14 protein-coding genes and 2 pseudogenes are annotated in these 16,074 nt (G+C 67.7%); 9 read left to right on the top strand and 7 right to left on the bottom strand.

From position 1 onward, the window contains the following. Positions 1–513: 513 nt before the first annotated feature. The 3 genes from VS93_RS20510 to VS93_RS20500 all read left to right on the top strand — a co-directional run bounded on the left by VS93_RS20510 (position 514) and on the right by VS93_RS20500 (position 3,428). Positions 514–966 (top strand): roadblock/LC7 domain-containing protein, encoded by a 453-nt coding sequence (locus tag VS93_RS20510; RefSeq protein WP_046471522.1) that lies wholly within the window; start codon positions 514–516, stop codon positions 964–966. A 562-nt stretch (positions 967–1,528) separates the two neighbouring features. Then, positions 1,529–2,362, top strand: a complete 834-nt coding sequence (locus VS93_RS27240; RefSeq protein ID WP_156184945.1) for a helix-turn-helix domain-containing protein — start codon at positions 1,529–1,531, stop codon at positions 2,360–2,362. A gap of 217 nt (positions 2,363–2,579) precedes the next feature. Beyond that, positions 2,580–3,428 carry a metallophosphoesterase family protein gene (locus VS93_RS20500; protein WP_046471521.1) on the top strand — a complete coding sequence of 283 codons (849 nt, stop codon included), beginning with the start codon at positions 2,580–2,582 and terminating at the stop codon, positions 3,426–3,428. A 58-nt stretch (positions 3,429–3,486) separates the two neighbouring features. Here VS93_RS20500 and VS93_RS30610 read toward each other — a convergent pair whose 3' ends face one another. From VS93_RS30610 to VS93_RS20490, 5 genes and pseudogenes are all read right to left on the bottom strand, one after another. Continuing rightward, positions 3,487–4,608 carry a tetratricopeptide repeat protein gene (locus VS93_RS30610; RefSeq protein WP_201776704.1) on the bottom strand — a complete coding sequence of 374 codons (1,122 nt, stop codon included), beginning with the start codon at positions 4,606–4,608 and terminating at the stop codon, positions 3,487–3,489. Then, the gene (locus VS93_RS30605; protein ID WP_236700640.1) at positions 4,605–5,990 is read right to left on the bottom strand and encodes a BTAD domain-containing putative transcriptional regulator; all 1,386 of its coding nucleotides are present in this window, start codon (positions 5,988–5,990) and stop codon (positions 4,605–4,607) included. The genes VS93_RS30610 and VS93_RS30605 overlap by 4 nt, the downstream gene beginning before the upstream one ends. A gap of 26 nt (positions 5,991–6,016) precedes the next feature. Then, positions 6,017–6,271, bottom strand: a pseudogene (locus VS93_RS33520) (AfsR/SARP family transcriptional regulator); the annotation flags it as partial. A 357-nt stretch (positions 6,272–6,628) separates the two neighbouring features. Beyond that, the gene (locus tag VS93_RS28470; RefSeq protein WP_082127065.1) at positions 6,629–6,820 is read right to left on the bottom strand and encodes a DUF397 domain-containing protein; all 192 of its coding nucleotides are present in this window, start codon (positions 6,818–6,820) and stop codon (positions 6,629–6,631) included. Beyond that, positions 6,813–7,997 (bottom strand): helix-turn-helix domain-containing protein, encoded by a 1,185-nt coding sequence (locus tag VS93_RS20490; protein WP_082127064.1) that lies wholly within the window; start codon positions 7,995–7,997, stop codon positions 6,813–6,815. The genes VS93_RS28470 and VS93_RS20490 overlap by 8 nt, the downstream gene beginning before the upstream one ends. 883 nt (positions 7,998–8,880) lie before the next feature. Between VS93_RS20490 and VS93_RS20485 the strand changes: the two genes are divergently transcribed. Further along, a complete protein-coding gene (locus tag VS93_RS20485; RefSeq protein ID WP_052745895.1) occupies positions 8,881–9,225 on the top strand; it encodes an STAS domain-containing protein in 345 nt (114 codons plus the stop codon). Further along, complete coding sequence (locus VS93_RS20480) at positions 9,222–10,187, top strand: sensor histidine kinase (RefSeq protein ID WP_046471519.1); 966 nt, start codon at positions 9,222–9,224, stop codon at positions 10,185–10,187. Before VS93_RS20485 ends, VS93_RS20480 begins: the two co-directional genes overlap by 4 nt. A gap of 181 nt (positions 10,188–10,368) precedes the next feature. Here the strand turns inward: VS93_RS20480 and VS93_RS20475 are convergent, their stop codons facing one another. Then, the gene (locus tag VS93_RS20475; RefSeq protein ID WP_046471518.1) at positions 10,369–10,779 is read right to left on the bottom strand and encodes a nuclear transport factor 2 family protein; all 411 of its coding nucleotides are present in this window, start codon (positions 10,777–10,779) and stop codon (positions 10,369–10,371) included. Between the two features lie 386 nt (positions 10,780–11,165). On the opposite strand from VS93_RS20475, the gene VS93_RS20470 reads away from it, so the two are divergent. From VS93_RS20470 to VS93_RS33515, 4 genes and pseudogenes are all read left to right on the top strand, one after another. Continuing rightward, positions 11,166–12,542: an FAD-dependent oxidoreductase gene (locus VS93_RS20470; protein WP_046471517.1), complete on the top strand. Its 1,377-nt coding sequence runs from the start codon at positions 11,166–11,168 to the stop codon at positions 12,540–12,542. A 234-nt stretch (positions 12,543–12,776) separates the two neighbouring features. After that, the gene (locus VS93_RS20465; RefSeq protein WP_046471516.1) at positions 12,777–14,144 is read left to right on the top strand and encodes an FAD-dependent oxidoreductase; all 1,368 of its coding nucleotides are present in this window, start codon (positions 12,777–12,779) and stop codon (positions 14,142–14,144) included. 63 nt (positions 14,145–14,207) lie between these two features. Continuing rightward, positions 14,208–14,738, top strand: a pseudogene (locus tag VS93_RS20460) (thioesterase II family protein); the annotation flags it as partial. A gap of 35 nt (positions 14,739–14,773) precedes the next feature. After that, positions 14,774–14,959, top strand: a complete 186-nt coding sequence (locus VS93_RS33515; protein ID WP_394298838.1) for a thioesterase II family protein — start codon at positions 14,774–14,776, stop codon at positions 14,957–14,959. A gap of 12 nt (positions 14,960–14,971) precedes the next feature. Here the strand turns inward: VS93_RS33515 and VS93_RS20455 are convergent. Then, positions 14,972–16,074: acyltransferase domain-containing protein (locus VS93_RS20455; protein ID WP_046471515.1), on the bottom strand; the 1,103-nt coding region annotated here is incomplete at its 5' end.

Here is a 16,074-nt window from a genome sequence, read left to right as displayed (position 1 = left end):
CCCGCCCGGGCGCCGGGCTCGCCCCGAGCGGTGATCGGACGCGCCATTCGAACGAATCGCGCGGGGCGCGGAACAGGGGCGTCCACCGCTTCGCCGCGATTCTACTGACATAGAAAAACCAGCAAGAGTTCGCCACTATGGTTGAACACCGCGCCCCTGTGAACCTAAACTCCCATGTGCCAGCACTGTCTACTAAAAGAGAGCAGAGCTAACGCTTTCTACGCTGGGAGTAGAAATTGCCCTCTCCGGTCCCACTATGCCGGACCACCGCTGCTCCCCCGCGACCGGGTGCCGAGGAGCGGAGGGAGCAACTCACGCCTCTCTTCGTGGACGCTCGACGCTGGCCCCTTCCCCGCTCACCTGCGCCCGCGCAGGCATTGCGCGCTGCGCGGGAACACCGGCGACGGGCATCCCGGCAAACACCCGGGCAACGAGGAACGCGTTCCGGGCCGCGGCCACTCGCGAAGGGCAGCGCTTGGACGGCAGTAGTGACCACGAAACCCTGGAGGGTCCATGACCGAGCCGATGACCATCCCCAATTCGGCCTCCGCCACGCTGGACTGGCTGCTAACCGATCTTGTGGCCCGTGTGGCGGGCGCACGCGAGGCGATCCTCCTGGCACAGGACGGCCTGCTCCTGGCGGCCTCCCTCGGGATCGACCGCGATCGCGCGGAGCGCCTCGCCGCGATCGTCTCGGGCTTCTCCAGCCTGACGCGGGGCGCGCGCGACCAGCTGGGCGCCAATGAGGTTCGCCAGACCGTCGTGGAAATGGACGGCGCTTTCCTCTTCACCCTGCCCGCGGGGGACAGCGCGCACTTCTGCCTTGTGGCCGAGACAAGCTGCGACATCGGCGTAGTCGCCTACGAGACGAACCGACTGGTGCGCCAGGTCGGCCCCCATCTTTGGGCCCTGCCCCGGGGATGGCGATCGCACCCGGCCGAAAGCGGCCTCGACGAAGAGATGTGACCGGAACAGCGGGCGGCGCCCCACCGGTCCGCGACGCGTGCCGCTCACCCGGGAGCTGTGGCCGGCTGAACGCGGCGGGCCCGGTCCACCACCGCTTTTCCGGGCGGCCCCCGGACCGGCCGGGCGTGCTCTCGCACTTCACCGGCCGGAACCGCCTCCTTCGCCGTTTCGCTATTTCCGGATCCTGGGATTCTCCGTTGTCTCTCCACGGAGCGGACGGAAACCGCCAATAGGGGCGACCTCCCCTTAAGGGTTCGGAAGGTCTTGAGACCGTTCGTGTAACGAGTCCTTATTTCCGCTGCGGAACGCACGTGGCTTTTGGTCGCAGCTCGGCACCGATTCGATCCCACCGGCAAAGTCGACCGCGGAAGCGAACTCTACACCCGACTCTGTAGTGTATGGTGTCGTCACATACATACGGGTAGAGGGGCCGGGAGCAAAGTAAAGTCCGGGAACGGTTTCTCACCCGCCGAACAGGAAACACAGACACCTTTGGCACCGAGCGGTCGTCCGCGGGCCGGGAGCGGCGCGCCAGGGCGATCTGCACACCAGAGTGCAGGTGATGGTACTGCGTGTCACCACGGAGGGAAAAATCGCCACCGAGTGCCGGCAGCCGACATTCGCTGCCATCCTTGACGGTCTGTGCCGCGCCCCCGCCGGACACCGGAACCGCTACACCAACACCGAACTCGCCCAGATCATCAATGATCTCGGGGGCGACATCACCGACGGCTACATCTCCCATCTCCGCAAGGGTCACCGGGACAACCCCACGCTGCAGACAGTCGAGTACCTGGCCACCGCGCTCGATGTGTCCCCCGCGGCCTTTATCGAAGGGCGGCGGGAGCGAAAGAGCGGCGAGCGGCCGCGCGCGTCCTTCTCCGCCAAGCTGGGCCGCCTGTTCGCGGTCGTCTACCCGACCGGCCGCAAGCCCTACACACCCGAAGAAGTAGCGAGCTCGATCAGCCGGGACAACCGGTTCGGCTCCATCTCCCCCAGCTACATCCGGGAGCTGCTCGCCCCTCCCTCGGCTTCCCTGCCCAATCCGCGGCTGAAGCACATCCTCGGACTGGCCGAGTACTTCAAACTCGCCGGCGACTCCCCGCGGGGAGCGTACTTCCTCGACGACGAACTGGCCGAAACGGTCGACGACGAACTCGCCGATTTCGTCGCCCTCAGAAACGCCGGAGTCCTCGACTTCGTCCACATGGTGTCCGAAGAGAAATCGGACTGGTCCCTCCGAATGCGGCGGCAGGCGGTGGAATTCATTACCCACGCCCTGGAAACAGCCGACACCGATTGGAACTTCTCGTTCCGGCAGATGTTCCCCGACAGGGGAACGGGCGAGGAAGAGAACAGCACCGGCCGCAGACATACCGAAGCGTCGCCGCACTAGCGTCGGCCTTCCCTCCGTAATCGGCTTACCCGCGCCGATGGCGCACCCCTTCGGCCTCGCGCCAGGGGCCGGCGGCCCACCCCGCCATCCGGCGGCACGGCCGACGGCACGGGCTCTGCGAACGCCATTAACTACGAATTCCCGTCCGCGGCTCCGGCATTGCGGCCGCCCTCGGCGGGTTAGAAGCACGCACATACGGTGTGGTAGGAATAGGGGCGTGAATTCTCAGACCCCCGGCAGCCTGCTCGCGGTAAGTGATCTGCACATCAGCTACGCTGAGAACAGAAAAATCCTCAACGAGATCCAACCCGACTCGGAGAGTGATTGGCTGATAATCGCCGGTGATATCGGAGAGCTGGTCGCCGATATCAAATTGGCTCTGGAGCTACTGAGCAAACGGTTCGCAAAGGTGATCTGGGTTCCCGGAAATCACGAATTGTGGACGCACGGGAGCGATCCCGTCCGGCTCCGCGGAGAGGGACGCTACCGGCACCTGGTGGAGCTATGCAGGTCCCTCGGAGTCGTGACGCCCGAAGACCCCTATCCGTTGTGGGCGGGCGAGAACGGAGACGTCGCCATCGCCCCCCTGTTCGTACTGTACGACTACTCGTTCCTGCCGCCCGGGACCCGGACGAAAGAGGCGGCTCTGGAGCGTGCGTACGAGTCCGGTGTGGTGTGCGCCGACGAGTTCATGCTGCACCCGGACCCCTACCCCACCCGCGACGCCTGGTGCGCGGCGCGGGTCGAGTACACCGAGAACCGGCTCGCCTCACTTGCGGGAACGCCGGTGGTCCTGGTCAACCACTGGCCCACCATCCGCGAGGTCACCCGGCCGCTGTACTACCCCGAGTTCGCCCAGTGGTGCGGCACCGAACACACGGCCGACTGGCATCGGCGCTTCGCGGCGACCGCCGTGGTCTACGGCCACCTGCATATCCCCCGCACCACCTGGCATAACGGGGTCCGCTTCGAAGAGGTGTCCCTGGGCTATCCGCGCGAGTGGCAGCGCCGCCCGTCGCGAGGCCCCTTGCTGCGCCGGATCCTCCCGGAATCCCGGCCCGCCTGAGGGCAGGCGCCGCTCGCCGCTGCGGCGGAGGCCACTCCCGAGCCGACCCCGCCACTCTTCAGAAGCGCACCGGATTGCCGGAGTCCCACGTGGCCCCCATGCTCATGCACACGGGGAAGAACGCGCTCCACGCGTGCCCCCGCCAGCTCGTGTACGTCTCGCGCTGCATGCAGACCGGAAGGGCACGCTCGATCTCCGCCCACCCCTCCTCGATCATCTCCTGGTCCATGGTCGCGGCGCCGATCTCGGACTTGAGGACACCGATCTCGTACAGGGCGTACCCCTCGTGGTTGGCATCACCGATCCGGCGAGCGTGCTCAAGGCTCTGCTCGAAGCATGCCAGGGCCTCACTCGTGCGGCCGAGCCCTTGGTAGGCGCGGCCGAGGTTGGCGAGGCCGGTCAGTTCGGCCACCCGGTCGCCGAGCTCACGCGCGGCGCTCAGCTGGCGCTCTTGTACCGAGATGGCCTCTTCGTAGAGTTCCAGTTCCGTCAGTGCGTCGGCCAGGTTGCACAGGGAGCGCTGCTCGCCCCGGTGGTCGCCGAGTCCGCGCCAGACGGCGAGCGCGGACTCAAGGCACGCCCGCATCTCGTCGTACCGCCGGTGCAGCCAGTGCGCGGCGGACAGGTTGTTGAGGGCCAGCGCCTCGCTTTCCGGATCACCGAGCCGGCGCGCGGCGCCGAGGGCGAGCTCATTGATGGTCTGCAGGTCCTGGGTTCGTGCCCGCGGGTAGAGGAACCACTGCAGCGGCTGGGTCAGCCATACCGCATAACGCGCGACGGAGTCCGTCTGGGTAACGGCGTGCGTAACAGTGGCCACCAGGTTCGCGTGTTCGGCCTCAAGCCACGCGTCGGCCTCTTTACGGGATTTGAACGGGAGCGACCGGTTGACGCCCTCGACGACCGAGCGCATCGGTACCGGCCGGGAGGGGTCGAGAAGGATGACCGCCTCCTGCGCGGTGACCAGGTAGTAGCGCACAAGGCGCTCCAGCGCCGCCTCTCGCTCGGCAGCGGGCTCCTCCTGCTGCGCCTGTTCGCGGGCGAACAGGCGCAGCAGGTCGTGCATCTGGTAGCGCCCCGGGGCGGGACTGCGCAGCAGGTGCGCATCGACCAACCGCTCAAGGGCGTCCTCGGCCCGCGTGGTGGTGAGATCGAAGAGCGCGGCCGCCACCGGGAGGCTCACGTCCGGCCCGGGCACCACCCCGAAGAGCCGGAACGCGCTCGCCGCGTGCTGGTCGATGGAACGCTGGCTGTGGCAGAAGCCTCGTAACTGGCGTGAAAGCTCGCGCGGACCGTCAGGTCGCCGACGCGCAGCTCGTCCAAGCGGTTCTGCGTATCGGCCAGCCGGTCGGTGAAGGAACGCAGGGTCCAGCCCGGGCGGGCGGCCAACCGGGCGCCGATGATCCGCAGTGCCAAGGGCAGTCCCCCGCACATCTGGATAAGCGCGTCCACCGCTTCCGGCTCGGCCTCGACCCGCTCCGCGCCGACCATCTGCTTCAGCAGAGCGGTCGCCTGGTCGTGGAACAGCACGCCCAGATACATGTGGGTCGCGCCCTCCAGCGTCGCGAGTATCTCGCGGCTGGTGATCAGCGCGGCGCATCCCTCCCCGGCCGGCAGGAGCGGGCGGACCTGTTCCACGTTTGCGGCATTGTCGAGCACGACGAGCAGGCGGCGGTCCGCGACCAGGGAGCGGAACATGGACGCGGCCTCGTCGACGTTGTCCGGCACGGCCGTCCGCTCCACACCGAGCGCGGTCAGGAAGCGGCACAGAACCTCGCCGGGCGCAACGGGGGAGAGCCCCTCCGTGACACCGTGCAGATCGACGTAGAGCTGGCCGTCGGGGAAACGGTCGGCGAGTCTGTGTGCGACATGGAGGGTCAGAGCCGACTTGCCCACCCCTCCGGTGCCGTGGATGGTCGAGATCGCCACGGCTTCCCGGTCGCCGTCGCCCAGGAGCTGCCGGAGCACGGCGATCTCGCTGTCCCTGCCGATGAAGGTGGTGTTGGCGTGCGGAAGCTGGCGGGGTTTCGCCTCAGATGACTGCGGTGCGGCGTTCGCGCGGCCGTCCGCCGGGGCCGATTTCGCGAGCAGCTCGGCGTCGGCGTTGAGGATCTGCCGCTCAAGCTCCTGCAGCGAAGGGCTCGGCTCGACGCCCAGTTCCTCGATCAGCACGTGTCGCAGGTCCCGATAGGCCGCCAGTGCGTCGTCGCGTCTGCCGGACCGGTGCAGCGCCAGCATGAGCTTGCCCCGCAGGCCCTCACGCAGCGGGTGCGCGGCCACCAGGGTCTCCAGCTCGCCCAGAACCGCCTCGTGCCGGCCGAGACGGAGCTGGGCCTCGATGCGGATCTCCTGCGCCTGCGCGCGGCATGCCTCCAGGCGCGCGGCCTCGGCCTCCACGGCCTGTGTGGGCGGCACGTCGGCGAAGGGAGCGCCGCTCCACAGTTCGAGCGCTTCACCGAGCTGGGTGGCGGCGGTCTCGGGCGAGCCCTGTTCGAGCTCGCGCCTGCCCTGCTCGACCTGACGCTCGAACTGGTGGGCGTCGACCTCGTCCGGCCGGACGACCAGGCGGTAGCCTGAGCCCGGTAACCGTGCGCGTGGGTCACCAGCACCTGGCCGGAGTCGTCACCCAGCGCCCGGCGCACCCGGGAGACGTAGTTCTGCAGGAGCTTGCTCGCGCTCTGTGGAGGCTCCCCCGACCACAGCTCTTCGATCAGCCGGTCGGGCGAGGTCACCTTGTTCGCGTCGCACAGGAGGACGGCCAGCAGCATCCGCCATTTCGCCGGCCCCAGCGGGATCTGCTGGTCGCCGTTCCACAGCTCAAGCTGCCCGAGTACCCGATACTTCACACGGCCCCCCGTCGTGGGCGCCACGACCGTTCACCTACCGACCGGATAAACACGGTCATACAGTACCGGCGGACACCGGGCTTTCGAGGCGGATCGGGCTCAATCGCAGCGCGACCCGGGCGCCCGGCTGCGTCGGCCGTCGACCTGGGGCTGAGGAGGCCCGACCTCAGGCCCCAGGTGCACCGGCAGGCGAACCGCGGCGGCTGGTGTGCCGATCCTCGGTTCCGCTGCCGTGTCTGCGGTCAACCGCTCGGCACGGCACGCCCTGCAACCGTACGGACGGGATGCCGGTCGGCCGACGGGCGTGAGCGCGCGGACCGGGCCTCCCGACCGGTAACCGTGTCCTTCCGCTAAGGGTCAGTCACCGATCTGGTCACTCTTGATCGCCGAAGCGAAGATCTGCCACTGCTGGCAACTGAACTCAAGGGCGGGACTGTCCGGGTGCTTGCTGTCCTGGATGTAGACACGGTGTTCCACGTTAGCAATTTCCACACAGTTTCCCCCGTTCCCCATACTGTAAGTACTCTTTCGCCACGGAAGATCAGTCATACCCATTGTTTATATCTTTCTGTATGCTGTATATGAGGGCATGGGAATCATCCTTGGGAAGCGCCTTTGCCTGGAACAGGTTGAACGCCAACTTGTGTTGACGGACCTGATCGGCGCTGTTGGTCATCTGACCGTTGATGAACGTCTCCCCGTAGAGGACATCCGGCCCCTCCTGGAAACCCATAATCCGGAATGGGGTCATGCCGCCGGGGTGCTCACGGGTGCTGAACGGGATCACCTGAAGATGCACCCTCGGCATGCTGGACATCTCCAGCAGGTATCCGAGCTGCTCACTCATGATCTTGTCGCCGCCGATACGGCGCCGGAGCACTCCCTCATCGAGCGTGACCACCATCTGGGGCGGTTCATGGCCGCTGAGTATGCGCTGCCGGTCGGTTCGGGCGGCGACGAGTTGCTCGATCTGCAGCTCGGAGTCCATTGGCCGGGCGCTGGTAAGGATCGCGCGCGCGTAGGCCTCCGTCTGCAGCAGGCCCGGAACGGCCACGCTCTCGAACTCGTGGATGGAGGAGGCTTCCCGCTCGAGTTCGACGATCTGCTGGAACCAGTCGGGGTGAGCGGACTGGGTCAGCAGCGGCCAAAGCTTGACCAGCGCGCCATCCGCATGAAGCAACTGGTCGGCCTGCTGGGTGAAGGAGCGCGAGGGCATCCGCTTGGCATTCTCGATATGCCCGATCATCGCGGCGGTGTAGTGCATCTGCTCGCCCAGCTCCTCCTGGGTGAGTCCCGCCGCGTGCCGGTATCGGCGCACCTCGCTACCGAAATAAGACAATAAAGATGAGATGCTCTTGCTGTTGAAGGCGACCGGCATCTCGTATTCCCTTTCTTCCATGGCCGATGGCCAACCACGAGAACGCAACCAGGCCACTCTCCCTCCTGGCCCGAGCGCGGCCCAGGCGATGGGAATCCGCGGCCATGACCGTGCCGACGTGCCGAAGTTCAGAGGGATCCGGCTGACCTGCCCCCAGGCGTAGGTCTCCGGATCGGTGACAGCGTGCAGAGCCGCCTCGATACAACTACGTGCGACATCCTCGGAGGCGCAGGTACCGCATGGCCCTTGGCGGTGCGCACCGTCAGAGAACTCGTGTATCTCCCACCAGAAGGCGGTTCCGTGCTTCATGGCAGGTGCGTTTTCATCCGCCTCGCTTGCGTCGTTCATCAGGACTCCTCGGCGTACCGCCTCGGTGTTGGCGACACACTCAACTGTCCTCGAAGCGGGAAGAGTGGCGGTATACCGGCGGTAAAGCAGCCCCAGCCCGGCCGTGCAATAGTCGAGTTTCCAGCTCAGAAGGCTTCTTCGAGGTACACAGGCCCGGCGTTCGCAGGCAGTGGGAAAGAGACGGTGGCCGCCCGGTCCCGCCTCCGGCCGGTACGGCGGGCCTGTGCTATACCGCCGGGCGGCCAGCGGCGCGGCCGCGTTCGGCTGCGCCCGCGGCCCCGCCTGAGGACGAGGAAGAGACGCCGGACGGACGCCGACCGGGGGACTTCGGGGCCTACAGAAGGGAAGTAGGGAACAGCAGGGAAGGGCGGGCGCAGCGACCGTCGGCACCGGATATCGAACCGGAACACGGCGGCCCGCCGAATACGGACGGCGGAATGTATCCCGGTCGTCGTCCGGATCGCCGGTCAGGAGCGCGGCGGATGGGGGGACCGGGCCGGCGGCCGTGAGGCGCGGCGGCCGGCCGCGACTGTGCGGCAGGTCAGCGCATCCCGGCTCCACCTGCGCTTTCGGTTCCAGGAACACCTTCCGGTACCTGCTGAGTACCAGAAGTGAGAGCACCGTCGATCCACGCGTTCTGGCTAGCTCGCGAACAGGTCATCCTATGACACGGTCAATGAGGCGATCCAGTTCGACGCCATTTCAGAATATTCCGAATACAAACGCGCCTTGCAGTCGCTGTGAGAGAGTCATAACTTATGGGGGCGATTAGGCACACCGACTACCGGATTCGCCGATGGACATACCGCAGTCCCGCCGGCGGCACCGATCTGCTCACTGGCCTCGGCCAGTACGTTCCCCCAAAGGCTCAGGAGGCCGCCTCATGGAAGTAGACCAAGCGTTCGACGACGGCATTCTACGTATCAGCCGGACCGTCGATCCCCCTGGACTCTGTCTCGAAGGGGAGCTCGACGCGACGAGACACTCCGTTCTCACCGGCGCACTGGCCTCGGTGAGGGACACTGGCGATGATGTCCATCTCGACCTCGGTCGGTTGGACTTCATCGATCTAGGCACACTCAACCTGCTGACAAGCTGGGCGACACGCAGCGGCAACGAGGCCCGGCTCGTCTTGGACAGCCTCTCGTCCGAGGTGCAGAACCTCATCGAGATGGTCGGCTGGGAGCGGCTGCCCGGTCTCGTAGACGGCCAGAAGGGGGTCTCATGACGGAAACGAGCGGGCTCGCCGCCGAATGGGCGATGGCCGGCGAACGGGCGCTCTCCCACAACGCGCTCCTGTACAAGGACACCGAAGAGTTCCTCTCCGTGGCCGTTCCCTTCGTGCGAGCGGGGCTCGAGGCCGGCGACGCCGTGGCCGTCTACCTCACCGAAGCCAGTCTTGAGACGATGCGCGAAGCCCTCGGCTCCGATGCCTCGTCGGTGCAGTTCGCGGACAGCGCCAACGCCTACACGCACCCGGTCCGGACACTCTCGGCCAGCGTGGCCTTCATCAACGCGCTGGCCCCCCGCCGCATGCGGGTCGTCGCCGGCGAGATCCTGGAGAGCAACCCCCGCCGCAGCTGGCCGGAATGGTTCCGTTTCGAATGGTTCTGCAACACGGCCGTCAAGGACGCCCGGCTCACGACGCTCTGCTGCTACAACCGGTCGTTCCTCCCTCCTGAGGCCGTCGAGTACGCTCGCCAGACCCATCCCGCGACACTCACCGGCAACGAGCGCACGGAGAACCCGGGGGTCACCGGTACCGGCTCAGTGAGCACCGCGTTCGGTCGCCAGCCGCTCCCCTCCTCGCCGCAGACGGCCGCGTCGATGCACGTCGACCCCGCCGACCTGCACACGGTGCGGAACTTCATCGCCGACCAGGCGCGGCGCTACGGTATGGCACCGGGGCCGCTGCAGGACCTGCTCGTCGCGGTGACCGAGGTGGTCACCAACGCCATCCGCCACGGGACATCGCCGATCACGCTACGTTCGTGGTCCGGCGAGAGTGATCTGTTCTGCGAGATCGTCGACTCCGGCGACTGGCGGCCCGACGACTTCATCGGATGGATGCCGCCGCAGTCCGCCTCCGAACCCGGATTCGGGCTGTGGGGAGTCCGGATGCTGTGCGACATCGTGGAGGTGCGCTCCGCAGCGGAGGGCACCAAGGTACTGCTGCGGCACCCGCTCTGACCGGTATCGGGTGACGCGTTTGGGGCGGGGGAAAGGTCTCCGCCCCAGACGCGTTCACGTTGCTCGGGCACGTGGCCCGCGCCCGGGGTACGGAATCGCCAAGGCCGCGTCTGAGCCACGACCGCTCCCCCGCATCGGAGTCTGCACCCCCGGGAGGACGGACGGCCGCCTCAGGGCTGCGTCACCCGCCCGAGGTGGTGGGCTCCAGGACGCGGCGCAACTCGGCGCTGTCGTAGTAGACAGCAAGATTCTTCACCTGGCCATCGGCCATGTGGAAGTAGTGCGCGAACCGCACGACGCCGTCGACACCGCTTCGGGCACCGCGCAGGTGATAGGTCCCGAAGGCCACCACCCGGTCCCCAGACTCCACGAAATCCTCCGGGTTGCGGTACTCGCTGCTGAAGAGCCGCTGGGCAAGGTTGAGAAGCGCACGGACCTCCTCGCGCCCCTTCGCGTTACCGATGCCGTAGTCGGCCAACCCGTCCGGGTATATCCACTCGACGTCGGGGGCCATGACCGCGAGGACCGCGTCCATGTTGTTGTCGTTGGCATCGGCGTAGAGCTTTCGAAGGATCTCGACGTTGGTCGTCATACCGCCTCTTCCTACCTTTGATGCTTGTTCGAACGGGTTCTGCCCCCGAAGGCTCCGCAGATTACCAAGTGACCAGGGCCCCCGATAGACTTAGCCGGTTTTGCGGCAATTACACCCTAACTTGCAAAACACCACAAACGTGCATCTTAACGCCAATTGTCTGATTTAGCCGGAAGGCGGGCCTTCTGCGGTGGTCCGATGGAGTCCCCCGAACCCGGATACCTCTGGCCGCACCCGCTCGGCGGTAAGTACGTCCGGCCTCAACGGCGCCACCTCTTCCGTGGAGTAGGGGGCGGTAGGGGTTGGGCCCCGACCATTATGAGACGACAATTTGGGGCCTGCTGATTCTGGTCGATCATGTAGTGAATGCACGCAGGAGGTAAGGAATGGGGAGCAACGTCCGTGCTGTGGTCCTCGGAGGCGGCATAGCGGGGTTGCTCACCGCCCGGGTGCTGTCCGACGCCTACGAGCGGGTGACGATCGTCGAGCGCGACCCGCTGCCGAGAACTATCGGGAGCAGGCGCGGCGTTCCTCAGGATCGGCACGTCCACAGCCTGCTTCCCGGCGGGGCGCAGATTCTCGAAAGGTTGCTCCCCGGTCTGCTCGACGAGATCGAGGCCGGAGGTGCTCCGGTCGTGCACGACTATTCGGAGTTCTACTTCTCGCCGGCCGGCCGTCTGCTGTCCCGCGACGCCCAGCCGGGCGTGCCCTTCTACCTGTTCAGCCGCCCCTACCTGGAGCACCACATCCGGGCCCGGGTACGGGCACTGCCCAACATCGAAATTCTCGACCAGTGCGACGTCGTCGACCTCACCAGCACCGAGGCCAACGACCGGATCACCGGCGCCCGCGTCCAGCACCGCACCGAAGGCAGCGAAGAGGAGACCCTCGAAGCCGACCTCGTCGTCGACGCCATGGGACGCGGCGCACGCACCCCCGCATGGCTGGCAGAACTCGGCTACGAGCGCCCACACGAGGAAGAGCTGGTAATCAGAGTCGAATATGCCAGTCAACTCCTCCGGCTGCAGCCTGGAGCCATACCGGAGAAGTCCGTCGTTGTCGGGGCACGGCCCGGGCGTCCCGCCGGCGGGGGCCTGATCCTGCAGGAGAACGACACGTGGCTGTTCACCGTGAGTGGGCGCGTCGGTCAGCGCCCGCCCACAGACTTCGAGGCCAGGCTCGACTACATCCGTGGCTTCATGCCGGCGCGCGCCGTATCGGCGATCCGGGACGCCGAGCCAATCAGCGAGGTGGCGACCTTCCGCTTTCCGGCCAACCGGTGGCGCCACTACGAACGGCTCCGTCACTTCCCCCAAGGGCTGCTTGTCGTCGGTGACGCGCTGTGCAGCTTCAACCCCATCTACGGCCAGGGAATGTCGGTGGCCGCATTGCAGGCGGCGGCGCTGCGCGACTGTCTGCGCCACGACAAGCGCGACCTGCCGCGGCGCTTCTTCCGCTCCGCTACCACTCCGATCAATCTGGTGTGGCAGCTCGCGGCGGGCGCCGACCTGGCGATGCCGGAGGTCGAGGGGCCGCGGCCGCTATCGATGCGGATCCGCACCGCCTATCTCGGACGGCTACAGGCCGAAGCCGAACATGACCCGATCCTGGCCGCCCGGTTCATGCGCGTCGCCTTCCTGGTCGACCCGCCCGGACGGCTGTTTCGCCCCGCCACCGCGCTGCGCATCATGACCGGCAAATGGCGTCGCCCGGCCGTACCCGCTCCTGCGGGCGACAAACCCGACCCGAGCCTACAGAAATGACCCGGGCACCAATACCGATTTCTCCCGTGGAAGGTCTCCGCCTCCATTTCCGGCGGCTCCGCTGTCGGCCCGAAGTGAATCGGGACCGGTTCCGCTCCGCTCCGGTTCCGCATATCGCGAAAGAGCGCGCAAAAAACAGGTCGGTAGGGGTTGGAACAACCGGCGCTTTGCCGCGATAATTCGGGGTCTGTCGGTTCCCGTCGGTCATGTAATGAATCACGCAGGAGGTATGAAATGGGGAGCAACGACCACGCTGTGGTCCTCGGAGGCGGCATGGCGGGGTTGCTCACCGCCCGGGTGCTGGCCGACACCTACGAGCGGGTGACGCTCGTCGAGCGCGACCCGCTGCCGACCGCCGTGGACCACCGGCGCGGCGCACCCCAGGACCAGCACCTCCACGGGTTGCTCCCCGGCGGGGCGCAGGTGGTGGAGGACCTCTTCCCCGGACTGCTCGACGAGATCGAGGCCGGTGGCGCCCCGGTCATGACCGACTACTCCGAACTCAAGTTCTCGCCCGCCGGCCATCTGCTGTCCCGCGACGCCAAGCCCGACATCCCCCTGTACCTGTCCAGCCGCCCCTACCTGGAGCACCACATCCGGGCCCGGGTACGGGCACTGCCCAACATCGAAATTCTCGACCAGTGCGACGTCGTCGACCTCACCAGCACCGAGGCCAACGACCGGATCACCGGCGCCCGCGTCCAGCACCGCACCGAAGGCAGCGAAGAGGAGACCCTCGAAGCCGACCTCGTCGTCGACGCCATGGGACGCGGCGCACGCACCCCCGCATGGCTGGCAGAACTCGGCTACAACCGCCCGGAGGAGGAAGAGCTCGTCGTCCACCTCTCGTACTCCAGCCGGCTTCTTCGGTTGCCGCCGGACAGCTTGTCGGAGAAGCTGATCGTCATCGGCCCCCAGCCCGGACGTCCCACCGGCGGAGGCCTGATCCTGCAGGAGGACGGCTCGTGGCTGCTGAGCCTGGTCGCGTGTGTCGGTGTCCGCCCGCCCACCGAGTTCGAGGCCATGCTCGACTTCGCCGCGGAGTTCATGCCGGCCCACGTGATCTCGGCGCTGCGCAATGCCGAGTCGGTCGGCGAGGTCTCGACCTTCAAGTTCCCGGCCAACCGGTGGCGCCACTACGAACGGCTCCGCGACTTCCCCCAGGGACTGCTCGCCATCGGTGACGCGTTCTGCAGCTTCAACCCCATCTACGGTCAGGGGATGTCCGCCGCGGCCCTCCAGACGGCGGCGCTGCGCGACTGCCTGAAGCAGGGCACACACGACCTGCCGCGCCGCTTCTTCCGCTCCGCGGCCACCCCGATGAACCTGGTATGGCAGCTCGCGGCGGGCGCCGACCTGGCGCTGCCCGAGGTCGAGGGGCCGCGGCCGCTACCGGTGCGGATCCTCAACTCCTACGTCGGCCGGCTACAGGCCGAATCCGAGCACGACCCGGTCCTCGCGGGACAGTTCATCCGCGTCGCCTTCCTGGTCGACCCGCCCGCGCGGCTACTCCGCCCCGCCACCGTGCTGCGCGTCATGACCGGCAAATGGCGCCGCCCGGCTCCCGCCTCCGCCGCGGAGGACTCGAGTCTCCAGGCGTGAGGGCCGCGGGTACCGGACAGTAGACGTTGGACACTTCGCGGCGAGAAGGCGTGGGGGAGGAACGTGGCGGAAAGCCCGTCTGGCAGCGCTCTGTGGCTCCGCTCGTTTCACCCCTCCCCCGACGCCGAAACGCGGTTGATCTGCCTTCCGCACGCGGTCGGGTCGGCGAGCTCGTTCTTCTGGCTTTCCCATGCCCTGTCCCCCGAGATCGAAGTGCTTTCCGTCCAGTACCCGGGCCGGCAGGACCGGCACCGCGAGCACCCCATCGGTGACATCCACGAACTTGCGGACCGGGTACTCGGGGCTCTTGAAGGCTCCCTCGACCGGCCGTTCGCCTTTTTCGGCCACAGTATGGGCGCCCTCATCGCCTTCGAGACGGCGCTACGGCTCGCGCAGCGAGCCGGCCGGAGACCGCTGCGGCTGTTCGCCTCCAGCCGCAGCGCGCCGTCGCGGCGCGGGGGCGAGGTTCTCGACTTCGACGACGATGCGAGCCTGATAGCCAGGCTGCGCAAGCTGGGCGGCACGAACGAGCAGTTCCTTGCGGATCCGGAGCTGCTGGCGACCGTTCTCCCCGTGGCGCGCGCCGACTACCGGGCGGTCGAGACCTATGCCGGGGCCCCGACGCATCGGTGGACTGCCCGGTCACGGCACTGGTCGGCGACCGCGACCCGCAGACCACGATCGACGACGCCTCCGCGTGGGAGGGGCACACGGCGGCGGCGTTCGAGCTCCGTGTCCTCTCCGGTGGCCACTTCTTCCTTGACGCCCACCAGGCGGAGGTGGCCGATGTGATCGCGACCTCTCTCAAGGGGTAGCCCTTTGCCGGTTCACGCGTCGATGTCACCCAGCCAGTACCGCTGGCGCTGGAAGGCGTAGGTGGGCAGGTCCACCCGGCTCGCTCCGGTCCCGGCGAACACCGCGTTCCAGTCCGGTGAGAGGCCCCGGGTATGGGCCTCACACAGTGAGGCCAGGAACCGGTGCAGGCCGTCCTCACCGCGGCCGAACGACCGGAGCACCACCGCGCCCGAGTCGGCGGCATCGACGCTCTTCTCGAGATCCGGGGTCGAGTCATGGTGCGCGCCGAGCTCGATGAGGAATCCGCAGCCTTTCCGGACCAGGGCGCGCGCGGCCTCTCCGAGTCCGCCGGGGCTCCGGTCGTCGCGGCACCAGTAACGGGCACCGATCCCTTCGGTGGCCAACCAGTCGCCCTCTGCCGTGCAGAAGTAGGGCACATCGGCACCGCGCGCGGAAACGCCGATCTGCGCATCCGGTGCCCGCTCCTCAGCGTCCTTCGCACGCCGTTCGGCGGAACCGACCGCCATCCGGCCGCGCAGTGCCACGACCTGAGCCGACTCCTCCAATGACAGTGCTCCCGCGATGTGCAGGGCCGAGATCTCGCCCTCGCCCTCCCCCATGACGGCGGTGGGCCGCACCCCTTGGGACCGCCACAGCTCGGCCAACGCCACCATTCCGGCCCACGCGACCGGCTGCGCCACGTCCGCCCGCTCCGGCGGCGGCGCACCCGGCCGACCGCGCAGGACCTCGGACAGCGACCACTCCACATGCGGCTCCAGCGCCTCGGCGCACGCCGCCAACCGTTCGGCGAACGCCGCGGAGGAATCCGCCAGCTCCCGCCCCAGGCCGGCCCACTGCGCCCCCTGGCCGCCGGGGAACACGAACGCGGTCCCACCGCGGGTCTCCGCCGTGCCCTGGACCACGTTGGGGAGCGTACCGCCGGAGGCGAGCGCGGCCAGGCCGTCGAGGAACCCCGCACGGTCGCGCGCCAGCACCACGGCCCGGTGCCTGTGCCGGGACCGGGTGGTGGCCAGCGAGAAGCCGACATCGGCCGGTTCCAGTTCAGGGCGTTCGGATACGTGCGTGCGCAGCCGCGCGGCCTGCGCACGCAGGGCGCCTTCGCCCTCGGCCGACC

It is taken from the genome of Allosalinactinospora lopnorensis, from assembly GCF_000981225.1.
In the GTDB taxonomy this organism is placed as follows: domain Bacteria; phylum Actinomycetota; class Actinomycetes; order Streptosporangiales; family Streptosporangiaceae; genus Allosalinactinospora; species Allosalinactinospora lopnorensis.
The sequence above is the reverse complement of the archived record's forward strand: the minus strand, read 5'-3'. Positions and strand labels throughout refer to the sequence as shown.

Coding starts and splice junctions, on each gene's coding strand:
- VS93_RS28470 (WP_082127065.1), bottom strand. CDS start 6,820: ATGACTGATCTTCCGTGGCGAAAGAGTACTTACAGTATGGGGAACGGG.
- VS93_RS20490 (WP_082127064.1), bottom strand. CDS start 7,997: ATGAACGACGCAAGCGAGGCGGATGAAAACGCACCTGCCATGAAGCAC.
- VS93_RS20510 (WP_046471522.1), top strand. CDS start 514: ATGACCGAGCCGATGACCATCCCCAATTCGGCCTCCGCCACGCTGGAC.
- VS93_RS20480 (WP_046471519.1), top strand. CDS start 9,222: ATGACGGAAACGAGCGGGCTCGCCGCCGAATGGGCGATGGCCGGCGAA.
- VS93_RS20465 (WP_046471516.1), top strand. CDS start 12,777: ATGGGGAGCAACGACCACGCTGTGGTCCTCGGAGGCGGCATGGCGGGG.
- VS93_RS20485 (WP_052745895.1), top strand. CDS start 8,881: ATGGAAGTAGACCAAGCGTTCGACGACGGCATTCTACGTATCAGCCGG.
- VS93_RS20470 (WP_046471517.1), top strand. CDS start 11,166: ATGGGGAGCAACGTCCGTGCTGTGGTCCTCGGAGGCGGCATAGCGGGG.
- VS93_RS27240 (WP_156184945.1), top strand. CDS start 1,529: ATGGTACTGCGTGTCACCACGGAGGGAAAAATCGCCACCGAGTGCCGG.
- VS93_RS20475 (WP_046471518.1), bottom strand. CDS start 10,779: ATGACGACCAACGTCGAGATCCTTCGAAAGCTCTACGCCGATGCCAAC.